Source organism: Clostridium carboxidivorans P7 (assembly GCF_001038625.1).
Taxonomy (GTDB): domain Bacteria; phylum Bacillota; class Clostridia; order Clostridiales; family Clostridiaceae; genus Clostridium_AM; species Clostridium_AM carboxidivorans.
Genome location: NZ_CP011803.1, coordinates 204373 through 221541, shown reverse-complemented (window position 1 = coordinate 221541; position 17169 = coordinate 204373). Strand labels below are relative to the sequence as shown.

Here is a 17169-nt window from a genome sequence, read left to right as displayed (position 1 = left end):
TAATTTAATATACGGAGGAAGTTCTATATATTTATATTTTAATAGGGTATATTTCTTGTACCCTATTAAAATGGCGTTTGACCAATTTAGAATTTTAAAAATACATTTATTTTGTATTTAATTAACTAAAGGATTATTTTCAGGGAGGTCCCATTAATGAGAAAAAAATTTTTAATATCTACGTGTATTGCTTTGGGCATAGGTTTAGTATACATGCCATTCAAAGTAAGTGCTGCGGTTTTGTCTAAAAACACAAATTCTATTGAAGCAAAGACATATTCTATAATTTATAATAAAGTTAATTTTCATACTATATCACAGGATGAGGCTCCTAGTGATTTAATGAAAAAAATTGAACTTTATAAAAACAATGAAGGTTTTGTTTCTTATACTGACAACTCTTCTAACAAGTCCTATATAGCTGTTATGGGTGGAGAAAAGCCTACTTCTGGTTATGGAATCGCTGTAAAGGCTGTGGAAGATTCTGAGCAACAAGTAAATGTATTAGTTGAAGAAACTTCTCCAGATAATACTGTTGCATTGTCTCAAATAGCAAGTTATCCTTACACTATAATAGAAGCAGATGTTCCATTGCATAATATTGCAGTAAAAAATTCTGACGGAAAAAATTATAGCTATTATGATATTCAAAGAAGCTTTCAACCTATAATTGGTATATCCTGGGCTTCAGGTAATTTAAAAAGTATATATAAAGAAAATAATTTTATATTTTTAGAAATTCAAAATTCTAATGGAGTATCCCAATTCTTCTACCTTAACGATAATGAAGAAAGTGAAAACAAAATTAAAGATTTAAAGTTAAATAGTAATGTTACTATAAAATACGCATTAGGAACTCCACAAAAATATAATAATAATTCTTCTTTCCCATTAACAGAGATATTACTACCTGTTGATAAATCTTCTTTTACTGACTCAAAATGGCAAGATTTAAGCTTTCAAAAAAACTTAGACAAAAATATGCAATTGACATTGTATTATGATAAAGAACTTTCAAAAGAAAATGTAAACAATACGAATATATATGTAGTTGATAGTGATGGGACTAGAATTCCTACTGAAGCATCTTTATCTGATGATAAAAAATCTATAAGAATTATCCCTTTGAAACCTTATGTTGCTAATCAAACATACTATCTATTTATAACAAGTGATGTTACTTCTAATATTAAGGTTTCTAATCAAGGCTACAGAATGCAATTTCAAGTATCTGTTCAATAAAAAAATGAGTACTTATATATTATAAGTACTCATTTTTTTATTAAATTAGATTTTAATAGGTTTCAAATACAGCTTATTTTACCCCTGTAGTACCAAATCCACCACGATTATCATTGCCAAAAGATTCAACTTCCTGAAATTCTATCTCTGGCATAACCTCCATTATTCTAAATTGTCCTATTTTATCCCCTTTTCTTATCCATGTACCACTTTGTTCTACTTCATCTAAAAACTCTATATGTTTGCCTTGCAAACAATATATAGGCATATGCCATTGATCATTGTCGCCTATATATGTATCATCAACCACACCTACTGAATTTGTTTGAATTATTCCCCATGTTTTAAATGTTGAACTTCTAGGTGCAAGATGTGCTTCCCATCCTTGGGGTAATTCTAATGCAAATCCTAATGGAATCATCGCTCTTTCTCCTACTTTAATAAATACATCCTTATTAGCATATACATCAATCCAATTACCCATCTTTATTTTTTTTAATTTAGTTGAACCTTGAAAATATTTAACTCTAATTTTCATAGTTGATTAATTCCCTTCTTTATTATAGTTTTTATTTTAAACAAAAATATTAGTTTTCTATAATTATCTTTTGTTATCGTGAAAGTCATCTGGAGAGATCTCTTAAATATTAAATCTTTTTTTATACCCACATTTTCTACACAATTCTTCAACTACTTTTCTCTTTGAGAAACCATTAAAAATGTTATTAGCTCTATCACTTTCCACTATTTCAGAAAAATCAACCTGATGTATGTTTCCTAAGTTAATTATACCTTCTCCATCAAGACAACATGGTACTACAGTTCCATCTACCAATATTGCAACTTGATTTCTTAGTCCATGACAAAAACTACTACTATTATCTTCTTTTTCATTTAAACCAGGCCATTGAAATTTATAATCTTGATTTAAATATACTCTATCGAAAACTTTAACTCCTCTACCTGGAATAATCTTTTCTTCAATTTTGTAAGGTAAACTAAATGCTTCCTCTATCCTTTGAAGGATATATCTATTTTTTTCTACTTTGTTTTCATTATCTTTTTCTACATTCCATAATCTAAATGATATTAACATTTCTGTATTCTTAATAGCTTCTTTAACAAATGAAATAATATTACTAATATATTCATCTTTACTAGTATTTATTTCATTTCCATCAAAACTATGCAGTGAAAAATTAATTTGTCTTATTGAACGTTTCATAAGTATTTTTTTCTTAACTGTATTTATAAGAGTTCCATTTGTTGTTATATTTACCTTAAAACCTCTTTCATAACTTAAATCTAAAAAACTATCTATTTCTGGATGCAAAAAAGGTTCACCTTTCACATGAAAATATATATAATCTGTATGCATCTTTATTTGGTCCAATATTTTACTAAAAGTTTCCATTTTCATAAATTCAGGTGAACGCTGAGTTCGAGGACAGAAATCACAATAAAGGTTACATACATTTGTAATTTCAATATAAAACTTTTTAAATTTTTTCATTAGTTTAGACTCCACTTCTATTCGTATTTTATCTAATAGTTATTGCTTTTTATATCATAACTTATGATACATGTAAAACGAAAAAATTTCAACGAAATATATACATATAAAAAATGCACGCTAATTTATAAATTTAGCGTGCATTTTAAATAGCACTTTGTTTAACAATTATAAACAAAACTTCTACAAAATACCAATATATATTTACTTTTCATTATTAACTTTCAAATCAACATCTTCCAATTTTATAACCTTAGTATTATGTTTCTTTTTGTATCCTAGCCATAACACTAAAAATAATGGTAATCCTATATATGAAGAAGTTACCCCTTTCCAATCTATTGTATCTGCTTGAAAATAAGTTAATCCTTGGCCTAAAATAACTACTATGCATAATACCAAAGCTATTATTGGACCTAATGGAAATAATTTAGCTGTATATTTCAATTTGCCCAAATCACGTCCTTGAGCCACATAAGCTCTACGGAAACGATAATGGCACAATGCTATGCCTACCCAGGCAACAAAACCTGCAAGTCCTGAAGCTGCTACAAGCCATACATAAACCGTTGTTTCTGCATAAAGACCTGTTAAAAAGCAAAGTGATGCTACTATTGTAGTTGCTATTAATGCATTTACAGGCACTCCTCTTGAATTAAGTTTTCCAAAGAATGCAGGAGCTTTTCCATCCTTAGCCATTCCATATAAGGTTCTGCTTGAAGCATACATTCCTGAATTTCCAGCTGATAGTACTGAAGTTAAGATAATAGCATTCATTAACGATGCTGCAGCTGCAATACCAGCTCTTTGAAATACCATAGTAAATGGACTAGTCTGAACACCTGCATCTGTGTAAGGAATTAATGCTCCAACTACAAATATTGTTCCCATATAGAATAGCAAAATTCTCCAGAATATTGTATTTATCGCCTTTGGTATATTTTTGCCAGGGTCTTCACTTTCACCAGCAGCTACACCAACAAGTTCAGTTCCTTGAAATGAGAATCCTGCAATTAAAAATATTAGAAAAATTGATTTAGGTCCACCTACAAATGGTGCTTCACCAACTGTAAAATTCTTGAATCCAACATAATGTCCGCCTATTATTCCATATATAGTTGCAATACCTACTATCAAAAATACAATTACAGTAGCTACTTTAATACCTGCAAACCAAAATTCTGCTTCTCCATATGCTCTCGCTGATAAAAGATTAAGCACAACTACTAATGTAAGGAATATAACACTCCATATAACAGGTGGAACTCCTGGAAACCAAAATTTCATAAGCACAGCACCTGCAACCATTTCTGTAGCAACAGTAATAGCCCAGTTATACCAATAATTCCATCCCATAGCAAATCCAAATGCTGGATCTACAAACTTTGTTGCATAAACACTGAAAGAACCTGAATCTGGCATGAAGGTTGCCATTTCTCCTAAACTAGTCATTAAAAAATATACCATAATACCTATACAACCATATGCAACTAAAGCCCCTCCTGGACCTGCTTGTTTAATTGTATCTCCCAGTGCTAAAAATATTCCTGTTCCAATGGCACCACCCATTGCAATCATGTTAAGATGTCTTGCCTTTAGAGTTCTTTTTAATCCACCTGACTCCTGCTCTTTAATTTGATTAACTTGTTCCATTTTTCTCCCCCTTATCGGTAATATTCTCCGATAAGTGAAATAACTAAGATAAAAAATGCTCTGAGAACACACTCAGAGCATTAAAATACGTATTTAATACATATTAATACATGAATGATAGCTCTCCACAAAATAAACTTTGTGACAGTCCTGTACATATTCTATACAAAGCCCAACTATATAGCATTAAAGCATCTGCTATAAGTTTCGGCAAAATTTCCTTTCAAACTGCTTCATAGTACTTACCTCTGCAGTGCTACTCTTAAATTTTGCGCCTCTATCTCAGTTATTCACTTATAATTAACTATTATACACTAAAACTTATAATTAGTAAATACATTTTAAATGTATTTCATGCAATTATAGTAATATATTTCATATTAAGTTAAATAATTCATAAACCAATTACTAAAAATATATTATTTCTTAGGTGCTAATATCATAATCATATTATTTCCCTCTAATTTAGGTGACTTTTCAATTACTGCAGTATCTTCTAATTTAGAAATAAATACATCAAATACCTTACTTGCTAAATGAGTATAATTGTTTTCTCTACCTCTAAATCTAATAGATACTTTTACTTTATTATCGCTAGATAAAAACTTTTTAGCATTATTGGCCTTAATTTGTATGTCATGTTCTTCGATATTAGGTCTTAATCTTATCTCTTTAATATCAACAACCTTTTGATTCTTTTTTGCTTCTTTTTCTTTCTTAGATTGTTCATAAAGAAATTTATTATAGTCCATTATCCTACACACTGGCGGCTTAGCTGTTGGAGAAATCATTACCAAATCTAATCCTTCATCTCTAGCACGATTTAAAGCTTCATTAGTTTTGATAATTACACTTTCTTCTTCACCCACCAATCTAATTTCATTTTCCCTAATACCTTCATTTAAATTAAAATTTTTATTAATAATACAACACCTCCATAATTTTGAATCTATAATTTATTATTATTTTTATCTGATTAAATTAAGAAAATTTCCATACTGAGCTGTACTTTGCATAATAGCATAATTATTATTATATCCAATATTTTGATTAACTTGTACAACTATATTTGGATTAATTTCCACTGCCTTAGCAGCACTGGTTATTTTTTTACCAATTCCAGTATACCCTGAAAATATATTTTTTACTTTATCAGCATCATTTTCAATTGCCTCATTAAGTTTTTTCTTATCAATAGATAAAGTATTATCTTCATTAACAGTTATTCCTATACCTTTTAATCTAGTTTCATTTCTCTTTAATGCACTTGTTGATGCTTTTAATATGTTGGAATCTAAATCATTATTTTGTATGTCACTAGAAAATTTATTATAGCTATTGACAAAATTTTCAATACCATTTTTTATTTTATTAGTATCACTTTTAACTTTTACATTAATTGGAGTTGTAGTGTTCTCCTTAAGATTTAAATTAACTTTTCCATTATCTAAACTTATATCATTTGTTTTAGCTGTATAGTTTACCCCATTTACATTATAATTTGCATCTTCAGCTGTCTGAACTTTATTACTAACTCCAGATGCAGCTGCTGCATTACCAACCTTGTCTACAATTTCAAAAGAATTAACTTTTCCAGTTTCCTTTGAATCAATTTTCATATACATTAAATTAGTTTTAGAATCTTTTACTACTGAAGCTTTAACTCCTGCATCAGAATTATTTATAGCATTAACCATACTATTTAAAGCTTTTTCATTGTTATCACTTGCATCTACTTTAAAGGATATATCCTTAGTTTGTCCATTGTGATTTATTGCAAAAGTGTTATTTCCTACATTAAACATCGCTTTGTCATAAGCATTAACCTCATTGCTCTTATTACTTTGATATTTAGCAATATTTTTAACTTCTACACTATAGGTCTTATTTAAAGCGCCCTCTTTTGCTGAAGCAGAAACCTTTTTATCATCACTTGAAACAGCAGTTTTGGATTGAAATAATCCATTGTTACTTTCATCTACTAAATTCTTACCTCTAGTAAAAAGCTCTGAAGCATCATTTTTAACTGTAGATACTGAATATATTTTACTAGAGGAATTTTTAATATTATAGTAATAGTCACTATTATTTGTTTTTATACTATTGTATGCTAAAGAAAGATCATCTAATGTATTATATTTTCTAACACTACTTGTATTGTCTATCATAGGAATGTTTTGATAATTCCAATTTAAACCATTAATCATTATAATCCTCCTCCTCGGTATAATATTTCCAAACTTATTATTTATATTATCGCATACTTTAAGGATAATTTATATAATTTTATCATTTTTTTCTTACTTTTTTGAAAATAGCAAACTTATGTAATTGAATTTAGAAAAAACAGCTTTGGAATTTCCAAAACTGTTTTTTACAAGCTTATAAACTTTATCTTTAGATTCTTATATATTTTTTAGCTAATAAAAACTTTATCCTCTTTTGTATCTATGACTATGACCTTTTTATTATCTACATCTCCAAATAGTACCTTATCAACAAAGTAAGGTTTTATTTGCTGTGATATGATTCTTATTATTTCCCTTGCACCATATTCTAAAGATAATCCTTTACTTGCTAACCACTTATAACACTTTTCTGTAACCTGTATTTTTATATTTTTAGTTTTTAACTTTTCTTCAAATTCTCTTATAGTCTTTTTAGCTACCAAAAGTGCCATATCCTCATTCATTTTATTAAACACTATGATATTATCTAACCTATTTCTAAACTCTGGAGAGAAAAATCTTTCTATTTCTTTATCTATATTTTCATTTTCTACAGTTCTTCCTCCAAATCCCATAAGAGGTTTTCCGATAGATCTAGCTCCTGCATTAGAAGTCATTATAAGTATTACATTTCTAAAATCGACCTTTTTTCCAGTACTATCTGTAAGAGTTGCATAATCCATTAACTGCAGTAATACATTTAGGACATCTGGATGAACCTTTTCAATTTCATCAAGCAGCAGTACACAATAAGGATTTTTTCTTACTGCATCTGTAAGAAGTCCACCTTCTTCATAACCTACATATCCTGGAGGAGCTCCAATAAGTCTTGCCACTGTATGCTTTTCTTGATATTCACTCATATCAAATCTTATAAGTGGAATATTTAATGCCTTTGACACCTGTTTACATATCTCTGTCTTTCCTACACCTGTAGGTCCTACAAACAACAGATTAGCCACGGTTTTATTTTCATCATTAAAGCCTGCACGGGATTTTTTTATAGCTGTAACTATAGATTCTATTGCTTTTTCTTGGCCAAATATCTCCTTTTTTATTGTTTCATCTAAGTTCTTAAGTATATCAGCTTCATCTACTGACACAGTTTTTTCAGGTATTTTAGCTATGGATGCCACTATTTTTTCTACATCCTTAGCATGTATTTCAACAGTACCTTCCTTCTCTGAATGAAGCTTTACATAAGCTCCTACTTCATCCATAACATCGATTGCTTTATCTGGAAGATACCTGTCTGTAATATACTTTGCTGAAAGCTCCACTGCAGCTCTTAAGGCTTCTTCTGTATATTTTACATTATGAAATTGCTCATAACTTTCTTTAAGCCCGTCTAATATATTAAAGGTATCCTCTATAGAAGGTTCCCTTACTTCGATTTTTTGAAATCTTCTTGCTAAAGCTTTATCCTTTTCAAAAACCTTTTTATACTCATCATAGGTAGTAGAACCTATAAATTTAATATTTCCTTTAGCTAGGAAAGGTTTTAGTATATTTGAAGCATCTACAGAGCCTCCTGAAACTGCTCCAGCACCTATTATAGTATGAATTTCATCTATATAAACAATGGCCTTTTCTTGTTTTTCTAAATTCTTAAGCACATTTTTTATTCTATTTTCAAAATCACCCCTGTATTTAGTTCCAGCCAAAAGAGTTCCCATATCCAAAGAATATATCTTACTTCCTTGAAGAAGCTTTGGCACCTTATTTTCTACAATCATTTTGGCTAATCCTTCCGTAATTGCAGTTTTGCCTACTCCAGGTTCACCTACATGAATTGGATTATTTTTAAGTCTTCTTGAAAGCACTTGTATAGTTCTATCTAATACATCTTCTCTTCCAATAAGAGGGTCTATCTGTCCATTTCTAGCTCTTTCTGTAAGTTCCATAGTGTACTGACTTAACGAACCTTCTTCTTGTCTTTCATGGTTCTCTTCATAAACATCTTCTTCTATCTCTTCCAAATCAAATTCTGAAGCACCATGAGTTATATACTCTAACATATCTAATCTTTGAATTCCCTGCTTCTTTAAGAAATAGCTAGCATAGCTTTCTTCTTCGTCATACATAGCTACAAATATATCACCTAAACCTATAATTTCCTTTTCTGCTGATAATACATGCTGTCCTGCTGAAGCCACTATATTGCCTATTCCAACAGTTTCTGTTGGTTCTCCTTTTTCTATCAAATCCATATTATCTTTAAAATATTTTATTAAATCTTCTTTTATATATTCTACATTACCACCACAATTTTCTATTATTTTTTTTCCTTCTTCAAAAAATAAGGAAGCATATAAAATATGTTCTGGTGTAAAATATTCATGTTTTGAATATTTTGCTTCATTATATGCAGCTGTAATGATTTCATTTACTATAGTATCTAATTTCATTTTTACTCCTCTTCTATACTAAATTTTAATGGAAATCCACTTTCTCGTGATGCACTCATTGCTTGTGTGATTTTGGTAGCTGCTATATCATAGGAATATATCCCTGCAATTCCTATGCCGCTCCTGTGTACATCATACATAATCTTTGTAGCTTCTACTACAGACTTCTTAAAAATTTCTATTAAAATTTTCACCACAAACTCCATAGTAGTATAATCATCATTGTATATAATTACTTTATACATTTTTGGTTTTCTTATTTTTATTTTTGTATCTTGCTTTTCAATAGTTTTCTGACTCATTTATAAACAACTCCAAAGTTAAAATTATTATACTGTTAGGTATAAATTAAGTTTAGTCTAATTTTCTTTAATTATTCCTACTGCTACTCCTATAATCCTTGCTCCTTCATCATTAATGCGAATAGGTTCATATTTCTTATTTTCAGGCATAAGGTATATTCCTTCTTTTTTATTTACAAATCTTTTTAGTGTAGCATTTCCATCTAAATTAACTGCTACAATATCCTTGTTTTGAGCTGTATATTGTTTTTTGATTATTACATAATCTCCATTATCTATATCAGCACCTATCATACTATCTCCTCTAACTTTTAATATAAAGCAATCCTTCATACCTTTAAGCCAATAAGTTGGAACATAAAAAACATCTTCAATTTCTGGATTCATGAGTATTGGTTCTCCTGCTGCTATATCGCTATATACAGGTAACTTTTTTAATTCCTCTTCACTATATTTATATTGCGAATCTGAATCTTTTACTATTATTTCAGAAATATTATTTATATCTCTAGATAATTCATAATCTCTTCCATGCTTTATGTCACAATACTTAAATGATTCCATAGAATACTCAATCCTTTTCTTTTCTACATAATTTTCATATTTTTTAGTAAATATGTGTCCTTTTACTTTTGATGGTAATCCTAAACTGCTAGTCTTACGTGATTTTATTAACCATCCATTTGAATTTTTACAGTTATCCTTACTAAGTACATAAGTAGTACTAGAATAAGTCTCATTGCTATTTATCTCTCTTACAAGCTCTAATTGCACCCTAGTTAGGTTTTGACTTTCATCTACTATAACATGAGTATATCTTTCATCAACAATATTTTTGCACTGCTGCAATGCTATTAATGCCATATCTTCTAAATCAATTAATTTTTTTTCTTCAAGCTTTTCATTATATAAAGTCATAATTTTAAAAATAGCTTTTCTTATATCAGAGTTTTTCATCAATCTTCTAGGTCCCTGTATTTTACTATTACTTCTTCCTATTCTATCTGCATCTTGATACTTCTCAAGTGTATTGTAATTACAACTTTTAATCCAACTTATTTCATCTATAATAAATTCTATATACTTATTATTCAATATCTTTAATTTCTCATATGACTTTTTAACCTCTTTTATGCACTGAACTAATATTGATTCCTTTTCTTCTTTACTTTCTATTAAATTATAATTACTATATTTTTTGTCATAACGAAAATATTTATATACAATGTCCTCTATACTATGTATATGCAATTTATCATCTAACTTTGAAAATAAGGTTATATAATTAAATTTAGTATTTTCTTTTGCTTTGTCATACATTCTTTTTATATCTTCAATTTGTGTACTATCTCCAGCAATCATCAAAATTCTATCTTTATCATATAAACAATAGTAGTTTTCTAAATACACGCTTCTATACACTGCTGTTGTAGTTTTTCCCGAGCCTGTTACTCCCTTTAGTAAATTATATCCTAACGATTTATTTTCAACTAATTTTATCTGTGCTGCATTTAATTCCATAACCACACCCCCTTGTATAGGAATAACCTTTAATTTAAGTATATTATAACTTAAATTGTTGTGTTATGTTATAAATATTTTATTAAAAATAAAGTAACTGCCGCAAGCTAAAGCTCTAGCTGCAATTATTACTCAATAATTATAAATAATTCCACGAAAGTGCTTATAAATATAATAAAAATACCAACATATACATAATGTTTTCTTCATTAATACATGTTGGTTTTCATGAATTATTTGTTTAAATTCAATTTTAATATTGATTACATTTTCATATGTATTACAAAATAAACTCTATTTACTCCCTGCCTCTAAAGTATATAGACAACTCTTTAGGATCTCTGACTAATATTTTTTTACCTATAAATTTAAGCATACCACTTTTTTCAAACCCCTTCATGCATCTTGATATAGTTTCTCTTGTGCTTCCTAACATATCTGCTAAATAAGTAATGCTTATATTCATATCAATTAATGTTCCCTCTTCCACTTCAACTCCATAATCCTTACACAATTTCCACAGCTTTGCTGAAAGCTTTTTATCCATCTTTATAGGTACAGTATTTTTAAGCTGCCTATAAAGCCTTCTAATTTTTCGTGCCATGGAATTTATTATAGTTCTTGTCAATTGAAAATCTCCAGCCATAATTTCTAATAAGTCTTTTTTGTAAAAGCATAAGATACAACTTTCCTGAAAAGCCTCACAATTTATAGATGCAGGCAAATCATCAAAGATTACTTCATTAACAAAATCTCCATCACCTAAAATATAAACTACTCTTTTTTGTCCCTCTTCTGAGTTTCTGTACATGGTTACCCTTCCATGTAAAACTAAATATATTTTATTGACCTTCTGCTTTTCGTAAAACAAAAGTTCTCCTTTTTTGAGCTTCACTTTAAAAGCCTTAGCTTTTAACAATTCTAAAGTTCTTTCATTTATGCCATTAAAAATTGATATTTGATTAAAATCTTGTTCTGTGGCTTTAATCATTATTACTTCAACCCCATACTTTTAATTTATTTAAATGAAATTCTCTTTTCTTAATTTTATTTTAGCAATTTTACATACATTTGTCAGTAACTTATGTTACAAAAATATGCTTAAAAGAACGGACATCAATGCCCGTTCCTTAAATTAGTTTATTACCAATAAATATTATCTTGTATCTCCACTTTATCTCCTAATTTTACATCTTTTAATGCCCATTTTTTATATTCCTGATATCCAGTTCTATCTATGATGTATCCAATATGTTCTTTACCTAATGGTGCATCTTTATCAATATATTCTTCTATAAAATCATAGGTATTCAATACAATTTTTATTATGCTTTCTTCATCTATCCATTTAGCAAAATCCTTAGCAAGTCTCGGATTCTTCTTACCTGTTCTTCCCATTATAACTAGCTTAAAGTATTTTTCATCACTTCTTGTCCAGGCACCTGTTGGACATTTACCAACACATTCTCCACAGCCAATGCACTTATCATGGTCCCTAACAACCTTAAAATTTTCAAAAGATAATGCTCCTGTAGATCTTTTCTTACAGTTCTTAACACAAGCTTGACAGCCTATACATCTATATCTGTCGTATTGTGGCTCAGTCATTCCTATAATTCCAAAGTCCTGCATTCTAGCTTTTATACAATCATTAGCACATCCTGTAAAAGCAATTTTCACATGGCGATCATTAGGAAAAATTGCTTTTTCCATTTTCTTTGCAAATGCAGATGTATTATAATTACCAAAAGGACAGACATTATTTCCTATACAAGCAGATACATTTCTTGTACCAGATGAAGCATATCCTGTATTCGAATCAACTTGATTTATTTCTAAACCTTCTATTACAGGTTGAATCAATTCATTTATCTTTGGAATGTTCCTCATATCTATTCCAGGTATTTCAAACCCTTGTCTTATAGTTATATGAACAGTTCCATTACCATATTCTTCAGCAATTTTTTGTAATATTTCAAAATGCTTTGCTTCCATATGTCCACCTGGAACCCTTATTCTTACTGCAGTCTTTCCTCTTTCCTTTGTAACTCTAAATGCGTTCTTTTTCAACTTTTTTGTATTAATATCTATAGACATACTTTCCCCCCCTTTAATCCATTAAATGTTTAGCCTTAGTATAGTTAAACACTGGTCCTTCTAAACAGATATAAGTATCATCCATCTTACAATGTCCGCACTTACCAAGTCCACAGCACATCTTTCTTTCATAAGAAACCCAAATATTTTCTTCTTTGATTCCTCTTTTAAGAAACTCAGCTATAGTAAACTTTATCATTATTGGAGGTCCAACAGCCACCACTTGTGCTTCTTCTATATTTTCGATTTTTAAATCTTTAATATAAGTAGTAATCAAGCCAACATTACCAGTATATCCTTCTTCAGCTTTATCTACAGTTACTGTAACATTTACACTTTTGCTCCATTTTTTTAGGGATTCTCTGAATAGTATATCGTCTGGTGATTTAAATCCAACTAAAAGATCTAAGTTCTTAACTTCATCTCTGTGCGCTGAAAAATAATCTACAATTCCTTTAACAGGAGCTAGTCCTGTTCCACCTGCAGCTACAATAACTTCTTTTCCCTTATATATATTTACATCAAATCCATTTCCATAAGGTCCTCTCATGAAAAGTGTATCTCCTGGGAAGAAAGTATGAATAACATCTGTAACTACTCCCACACGTCTGATTGTTAAATCTATATATCCTTCTCCTATTTCACATACAGATATTGGAGCTTCTCCGTATTTAGGTATAGAAACCTCAAAGAATTGACCAGGCTTTACATCACCTGTGAATTCCATTCTAAATGTATAATCAATATCTGTATGTGGAGTAATACTAATTATCTTACTAGCCTTTGGTAAATATATATTCTCCATTTACTTCACCTCTTCCATAGCGTTGTTTAATTTATTTATACAATTTGAAAGTGAGATATACTCTGGACAGGCATCGTCACATCTTCCACAACCTACACACATGTGATAGCCAAATCTCTTTTTAAAGTCATAAACCTTATGCATAACTTTAAATCTCATTCTTTCACCTTGATCTTTTCTAAAGCTATGTCCGCCAGCCATATCTGTAAATCCATCTACTTGACAGGAAGCCCAGACTCTTCTTCTTTCTCCAGTCTTTTCATTATCCTTGTAGAATATATCCTGCATTGTAAAGCAAGCACAGGTTCCACAGACTGTATTACATCTGCCACAAGCTATACATCTTTGTGAATACTCTTTCCACCCACTCCAATTGTTTACACTTGTATCTAAGTTTTCAGGAACTTTTACTTCTTTTTCATTAGCTTCTACGAATTTTGGACTTACCTCAGACTGTTCAGAAGCTTCAAAATATCCTTTAAAGCTTTCATCCTTACATTCAACAAAAACTTGTCCATCTACTACTTTTACAAATAGATCATATTCTTCTGTTTTGTTACTTCCCATACTTACACAGAAGCAGTTTTCAAAGCTATTTTCACATTCCATAAGTACAAATTTAACTTTTTCTCTTAATCTCTTGTAATATGGATCTTCTGCACCATTTTTTAAATATATTTGATCTAATCTCTTAACAGCATGTATATCACAGCTTCTTAAGAATATTAACGCTTTCTTATCTTCTACTTTAGGTTCTGTTACGCTGTCTTCTGTAAAGTAGAATATAGTTTGTGTAATTGGAAGAATAACTTCCTTTGGTGAAAAATTAGATTTCTTATTAAATTCTATTTCCTCAACCTTACTAACTTGACCATACCTAACAGTATCTGTATCTGAGAAGGTACCTTTACCTTTTAAAAGTATAGGAGCATAAACCTTATATTCATCCCCTATTGCGGTTAAAAAATCATTAAACTTTTCTGAGTTTAATTTATATCCCATATTAATCCTCCTTATGTTACTTTATTTTTATTATCTAATTCTTCAAGCTTTCTTATTTGATATATACCAATATGCTATGCCAACAAAAACCATTCCACCAACAATATTACCTAAGGTCACTGCTGATAAGTTATACATAAATCCATTGATGGATACTGCTGCTTTGTGTGGAATCATTAAAGCTATTGAAAGCAATGTCATATTAGCTACACTATGTTCAAAACCTGAAGTTATAAATGCAAACAAACACCAAAATACCATGATAAGCTTTGCAGCCTCATCCTTTAATTTGAAATAGCACCATACTGCTAAGCACACTAAAATATTACATAAAATTCCTCTTACAAACAGCTCCATATATGGTGCTGTCATTTTTGCAGTTGATGTTTTTAAAATAAATTCAGCTGTAGTACCTTTCCAAAGTCCTGATTGTACAAATAGTGCTGCTAACACTACAGAACCTAAAACGTTTCCAATATAACTAAAAATCCATATTCCCCAGACTGAACTCCATGGAACCTTTTTCTCCAGGGCACCTATTGACATAATCATATTATTACCTGTAAATAATTCTGAACCAGCGGCTAATACTAAACTTAATGCGATTCCAAAAGAAACTCCCATTGCAATTTTAGTAGCTGGTGAATTTACAGAGGATAGCAGTCCCCCTACCGTAAATATAAGTATAATTCCAAAACCTACAAACATACCTGCTAATGCCGATGCAATCAAATACCTGCTCTTACTTTCCTTTAAAAATGATGCCTTTTTTACTGCAGCTCCACTAAGTTTATTAATTTCTTCGCTAAACAAATTTACCACCCTTTCAAATTTTTTATACTGTGTTACATATCAACATAATTAGTTTGTATAAATTGTGGGCTTACTTCAAACTGCTGCTTAGACTTCACAAAGTATGATTTACAGTTTTGCATTTTATAGTGGGGCGAAAGCATCTTGGCGTATGTTATTTTCCATACCCCACTATATGATAAATATATCACAACTTCTTTTTTAACTCTGTGACGTCCATCACGTTTGTTAATTTTTTAAGCTTTGCTAGTAACTGGGGATTTCTTTGCGCCCATTCTAAAAATTGCTAAAATTAAAATCGATACTATAGCTAATGCTGAAAATACTAAAAATCCCTTGGAAAATCCACCTAAGTTTACACCAGTTTTATCTATAAAGGATGCCATTACAGGTGGTATAACAAATCCTCCGAAAGCACCTATTCCTCCAACCCATCCTGAAGCTCCTCCTATTGCATGTGGCACTTCTTTTGGAAGTATCTTAAATACAGCAGCATTTGTCACACCCATTCCAACTGCTAAAAATAAAATTCCTATTATAGCTATTGGTAATGAACTAGCAATAACCATACAAATAGTTCCTATAAGCATTATGAAAAGGGATACATTAGAAACTCTTTCGCCTCCAAGCTTATCAGCTATCTTTCCACCATATACTCTTACAACAGACGTAGTAATTGAGTAAAGTGCAGTTAGCACACCTGCCATTTTTATATTTAGTTTAAAGAAGCTCATCCAATAAGTAGGCAGCCAGCTTGTTAGAGCTAAAAATCCTCCAAAAGTTGTAAAATATATTAATACTAACGCCCATGTCTTCCAAGTCCTTGCAGAAATCATTAAACTTTCACTTACTTTATCATTTGGAAATAATTCTTGACCATACTCTTTTGATGCTATTCGTTTTGCTTCACTTTTTTCTACTCCAGCATCAATTAATTGAAAATACCATGCATTTTTGCCTATAATACAATATGCTATAGTTCCTATGATTAAAAATATTAACCAAGCTAAGTAAGAACCTGATAATCCTAATAATGGTAGTGCAACATTAGGTAGTAATAATGTAAATATTCCTGGTGCCAGGTTTCCAACACCTCCATATATTCCTAAAGCTGCTCCTTGTTTACTCTGAGGAAACCAATAAGATGCCTGGCTAACTCCAACAGAAAATGTAGCTATACCACAGCCAGATAATGCTCCAAAAATTAATAACAAAGAATAATACTGACTTAAATTTTGTTTGAAAAATGCCATAATTATGTACAAACCAGTCATGCCAATTATTGAAAGTCCAAGTAATGTGATAAAAGGTTTTCTCCCACCATTTATGTCTACCCAAGCTGCAAATGGAATTCTGAGCAATGAACCTGATAGATTTGGTATTGCAATAAGCAATGCTAGTAGAATAGGATTAAGAGTTGAAAAGCTTTGTTTAAATACAGCAATTGTAGCTCCATAAAGTGCTACTGCAGCAAACCCTACAAAAAAACCAGTGGTTGCTCCTGTTAGTCCTTGTTTTGAATTTCCCTTTAATTTCATAGAATTCATTATTTTTCCCCCTTTATTATATTTATTTCAAAAAATTG

15 protein-coding genes and 1 riboswitch are annotated in these 17169 nt (G+C 30.1%); of the genes, 1 reads left to right on the top strand and 14 read right to left on the bottom strand.

All coding sequences use genetic code 11. The features are described from left to right. Window positions 1-156 precede the first annotated feature (156 nt). The gene (locus Ccar_RS01120; protein WP_048029819.1) at window positions 157-1242 is read left to right on the top strand and encodes a protease complex subunit PrcB family protein; all 1086 of its coding nucleotides are present in this window, start codon (window positions 157-159) and stop codon (window positions 1240-1242) included. A 73-nt stretch (window positions 1243-1315) separates the two neighbouring features. Here Ccar_RS01120 and Ccar_RS01115 read toward each other — a convergent pair whose 3' ends face one another. The 14 genes from Ccar_RS01115 to Ccar_RS01050 all read right to left on the bottom strand — a co-directional run bounded on the left by Ccar_RS01115 (window position 1316) and on the right by Ccar_RS01050 (window position 17131). Beyond that, entirely contained in the window at window positions 1316-1780 is a 465-nt protein-coding gene (locus Ccar_RS01115; RefSeq protein ID WP_007063372.1) for a dUTP diphosphatase, read from the bottom strand. Window positions 1781-1882: 102 nt separating this feature from the next. After that, a complete protein-coding gene (locus Ccar_RS01110) occupies window positions 1883-2755 on the bottom strand; it encodes a radical SAM/SPASM domain-containing protein (protein WP_048029817.1) in 873 nt (290 codons plus the stop codon). A 204-nt stretch (window positions 2756-2959) separates the two neighbouring features. Continuing rightward, window positions 2960-4408, bottom strand: a complete 1449-nt coding sequence (locus tag Ccar_RS01105; protein WP_007063375.1) for an amino acid permease — start codon at window positions 4406-4408, stop codon at window positions 2960-2962. Window positions 4409-4518: 110 nt separating this feature from the next. Next, window positions 4519-4696, bottom strand: a riboswitch (Lysine riboswitch). 131 nt (window positions 4697-4827) lie between these two features. Continuing rightward, a complete protein-coding gene (infC, locus tag Ccar_RS01100; protein ID WP_412523948.1) occupies window positions 4828-5286 on the bottom strand; it encodes a translation initiation factor IF-3 in 459 nt (152 codons plus the stop codon). A gap of 90 nt (window positions 5287-5376) precedes the next feature. After that, a complete protein-coding gene (fliD, locus tag Ccar_RS01095) occupies window positions 5377-6615 on the bottom strand; it encodes a flagellar filament capping protein FliD (protein ID WP_007063377.1) in 1239 nt (412 codons plus the stop codon). A gap of 209 nt (window positions 6616-6824) precedes the next feature. After that, entirely contained in the window at window positions 6825-9044 is a 2220-nt protein-coding gene (gene clpA / locus Ccar_RS01090; RefSeq protein ID WP_007063378.1) for an ATP-dependent Clp protease ATP-binding subunit ClpA, read from the bottom strand. A gap of 2 nt (window positions 9045-9046) precedes the next feature. Beyond that, window positions 9047-9346: an ATP-dependent Clp protease adaptor ClpS gene (locus Ccar_RS01085; RefSeq protein ID WP_007063379.1), complete on the bottom strand. Its 300-nt coding sequence runs from the start codon at window positions 9344-9346 to the stop codon at window positions 9047-9049. A gap of 57 nt (window positions 9347-9403) precedes the next feature. Continuing rightward, window positions 9404-10867 carry a transcriptional repressor LexA gene (lexA, locus tag Ccar_RS01080; RefSeq protein WP_007063380.1) on the bottom strand — a complete coding sequence of 488 codons (1464 nt, stop codon included), beginning with the start codon at window positions 10865-10867 and terminating at the stop codon, window positions 9404-9406. 298 nt (window positions 10868-11165) lie between these two features. Continuing rightward, window positions 11166-11858, bottom strand: coding sequence for a Crp/Fnr family transcriptional regulator (locus tag Ccar_RS01075; RefSeq protein WP_007063381.1), 693 nt, complete (start codon window positions 11856-11858; stop codon window positions 11166-11168). 152 nt (window positions 11859-12010) lie between these two features. Next, a complete protein-coding gene (asrC, locus tag Ccar_RS01070; RefSeq protein WP_179945237.1) occupies window positions 12011-12958 on the bottom strand; it encodes a sulfite reductase subunit C in 948 nt (315 codons plus the stop codon). Window positions 12959-12977: 19 nt separating this feature from the next. Beyond that, a complete protein-coding gene (gene asrB / locus Ccar_RS01065; protein ID WP_007063383.1) occupies window positions 12978-13769 on the bottom strand; it encodes an anaerobic sulfite reductase subunit AsrB in 792 nt (263 codons plus the stop codon). Continuing rightward, entirely contained in the window at window positions 13770-14771 is a 1002-nt protein-coding gene (gene asrA / locus Ccar_RS01060; RefSeq protein ID WP_007063384.1) for an anaerobic sulfite reductase subunit AsrA, read from the bottom strand. Window positions 14772-14813: 42 nt separating this feature from the next. Next, entirely contained in the window at window positions 14814-15584 is a 771-nt protein-coding gene (locus Ccar_RS01055) for a formate/nitrite transporter family protein (protein WP_007063385.1), read from the bottom strand. 236 nt (window positions 15585-15820) lie between these two features. Beyond that, a complete protein-coding gene (locus tag Ccar_RS01050; protein WP_007063386.1) occupies window positions 15821-17131 on the bottom strand; it encodes an MFS transporter in 1311 nt (436 codons plus the stop codon). Between the last annotated feature and the right edge of the window lie 38 nt (window positions 17132-17169).

Bases quoted from the DNA above. Each gene is read 5' to 3' on its own strand.
- Ccar_RS01115 (WP_007063372.1), bottom strand. From the start codon at position 1,780: ATGAAAATTAGAGTTAAATATTTTCAAGGTTCAACTAAATTAAAAAAA.
- Ccar_RS01050 (WP_007063386.1), bottom strand. From the start codon at position 17,131: ATGAATTCTATGAAATTAAAGGGAAATTCAAAACAAGGACTAACAGGA.
- Ccar_RS01075 (WP_007063381.1), bottom strand. From the start codon at position 11,858: ATGATTAAAGCCACAGAACAAGATTTTAATCAAATATCAATTTTTAAT.
- Ccar_RS01120 (WP_048029819.1), top strand. From the start codon at position 157: ATGAGAAAAAAATTTTTAATATCTACGTGTATTGCTTTGGGCATAGGT.
- Ccar_RS01105 (WP_007063375.1), bottom strand. From the start codon at position 4,408: ATGGAACAAGTTAATCAAATTAAAGAGCAGGAGTCAGGTGGATTAAAA.
- asrA (WP_007063384.1), bottom strand. From the start codon at position 14,771: ATGGGATATAAATTAAACTCAGAAAAGTTTAATGATTTTTTAACCGCA.
- Ccar_RS01110 (WP_048029817.1), bottom strand. From the start codon at position 2,755: ATGAAAAAATTTAAAAAGTTTTATATTGAAATTACAAATGTATGTAAC.
- fliD (WP_007063377.1), bottom strand. From the start codon at position 6,615: ATGATTAATGGTTTAAATTGGAATTATCAAAACATTCCTATGATAGAC.
- clpA (WP_007063378.1), bottom strand. From the start codon at position 9,044: ATGAAATTAGATACTATAGTAAATGAAATCATTACAGCTGCATATAAT.
- lexA (WP_007063380.1), bottom strand. From the start codon at position 10,867: ATGGAATTAAATGCAGCACAGATAAAATTAGTTGAAAATAAATCGTTA.
- asrB (WP_007063383.1), bottom strand. From the start codon at position 13,769: ATGGAGAATATATATTTACCAAAGGCTAGTAAGATAATTAGTATTACT.
- Ccar_RS01085 (WP_007063379.1), bottom strand. From the start codon at position 9,346: ATGAGTCAGAAAACTATTGAAAAGCAAGATACAAAAATAAAAATAAGA.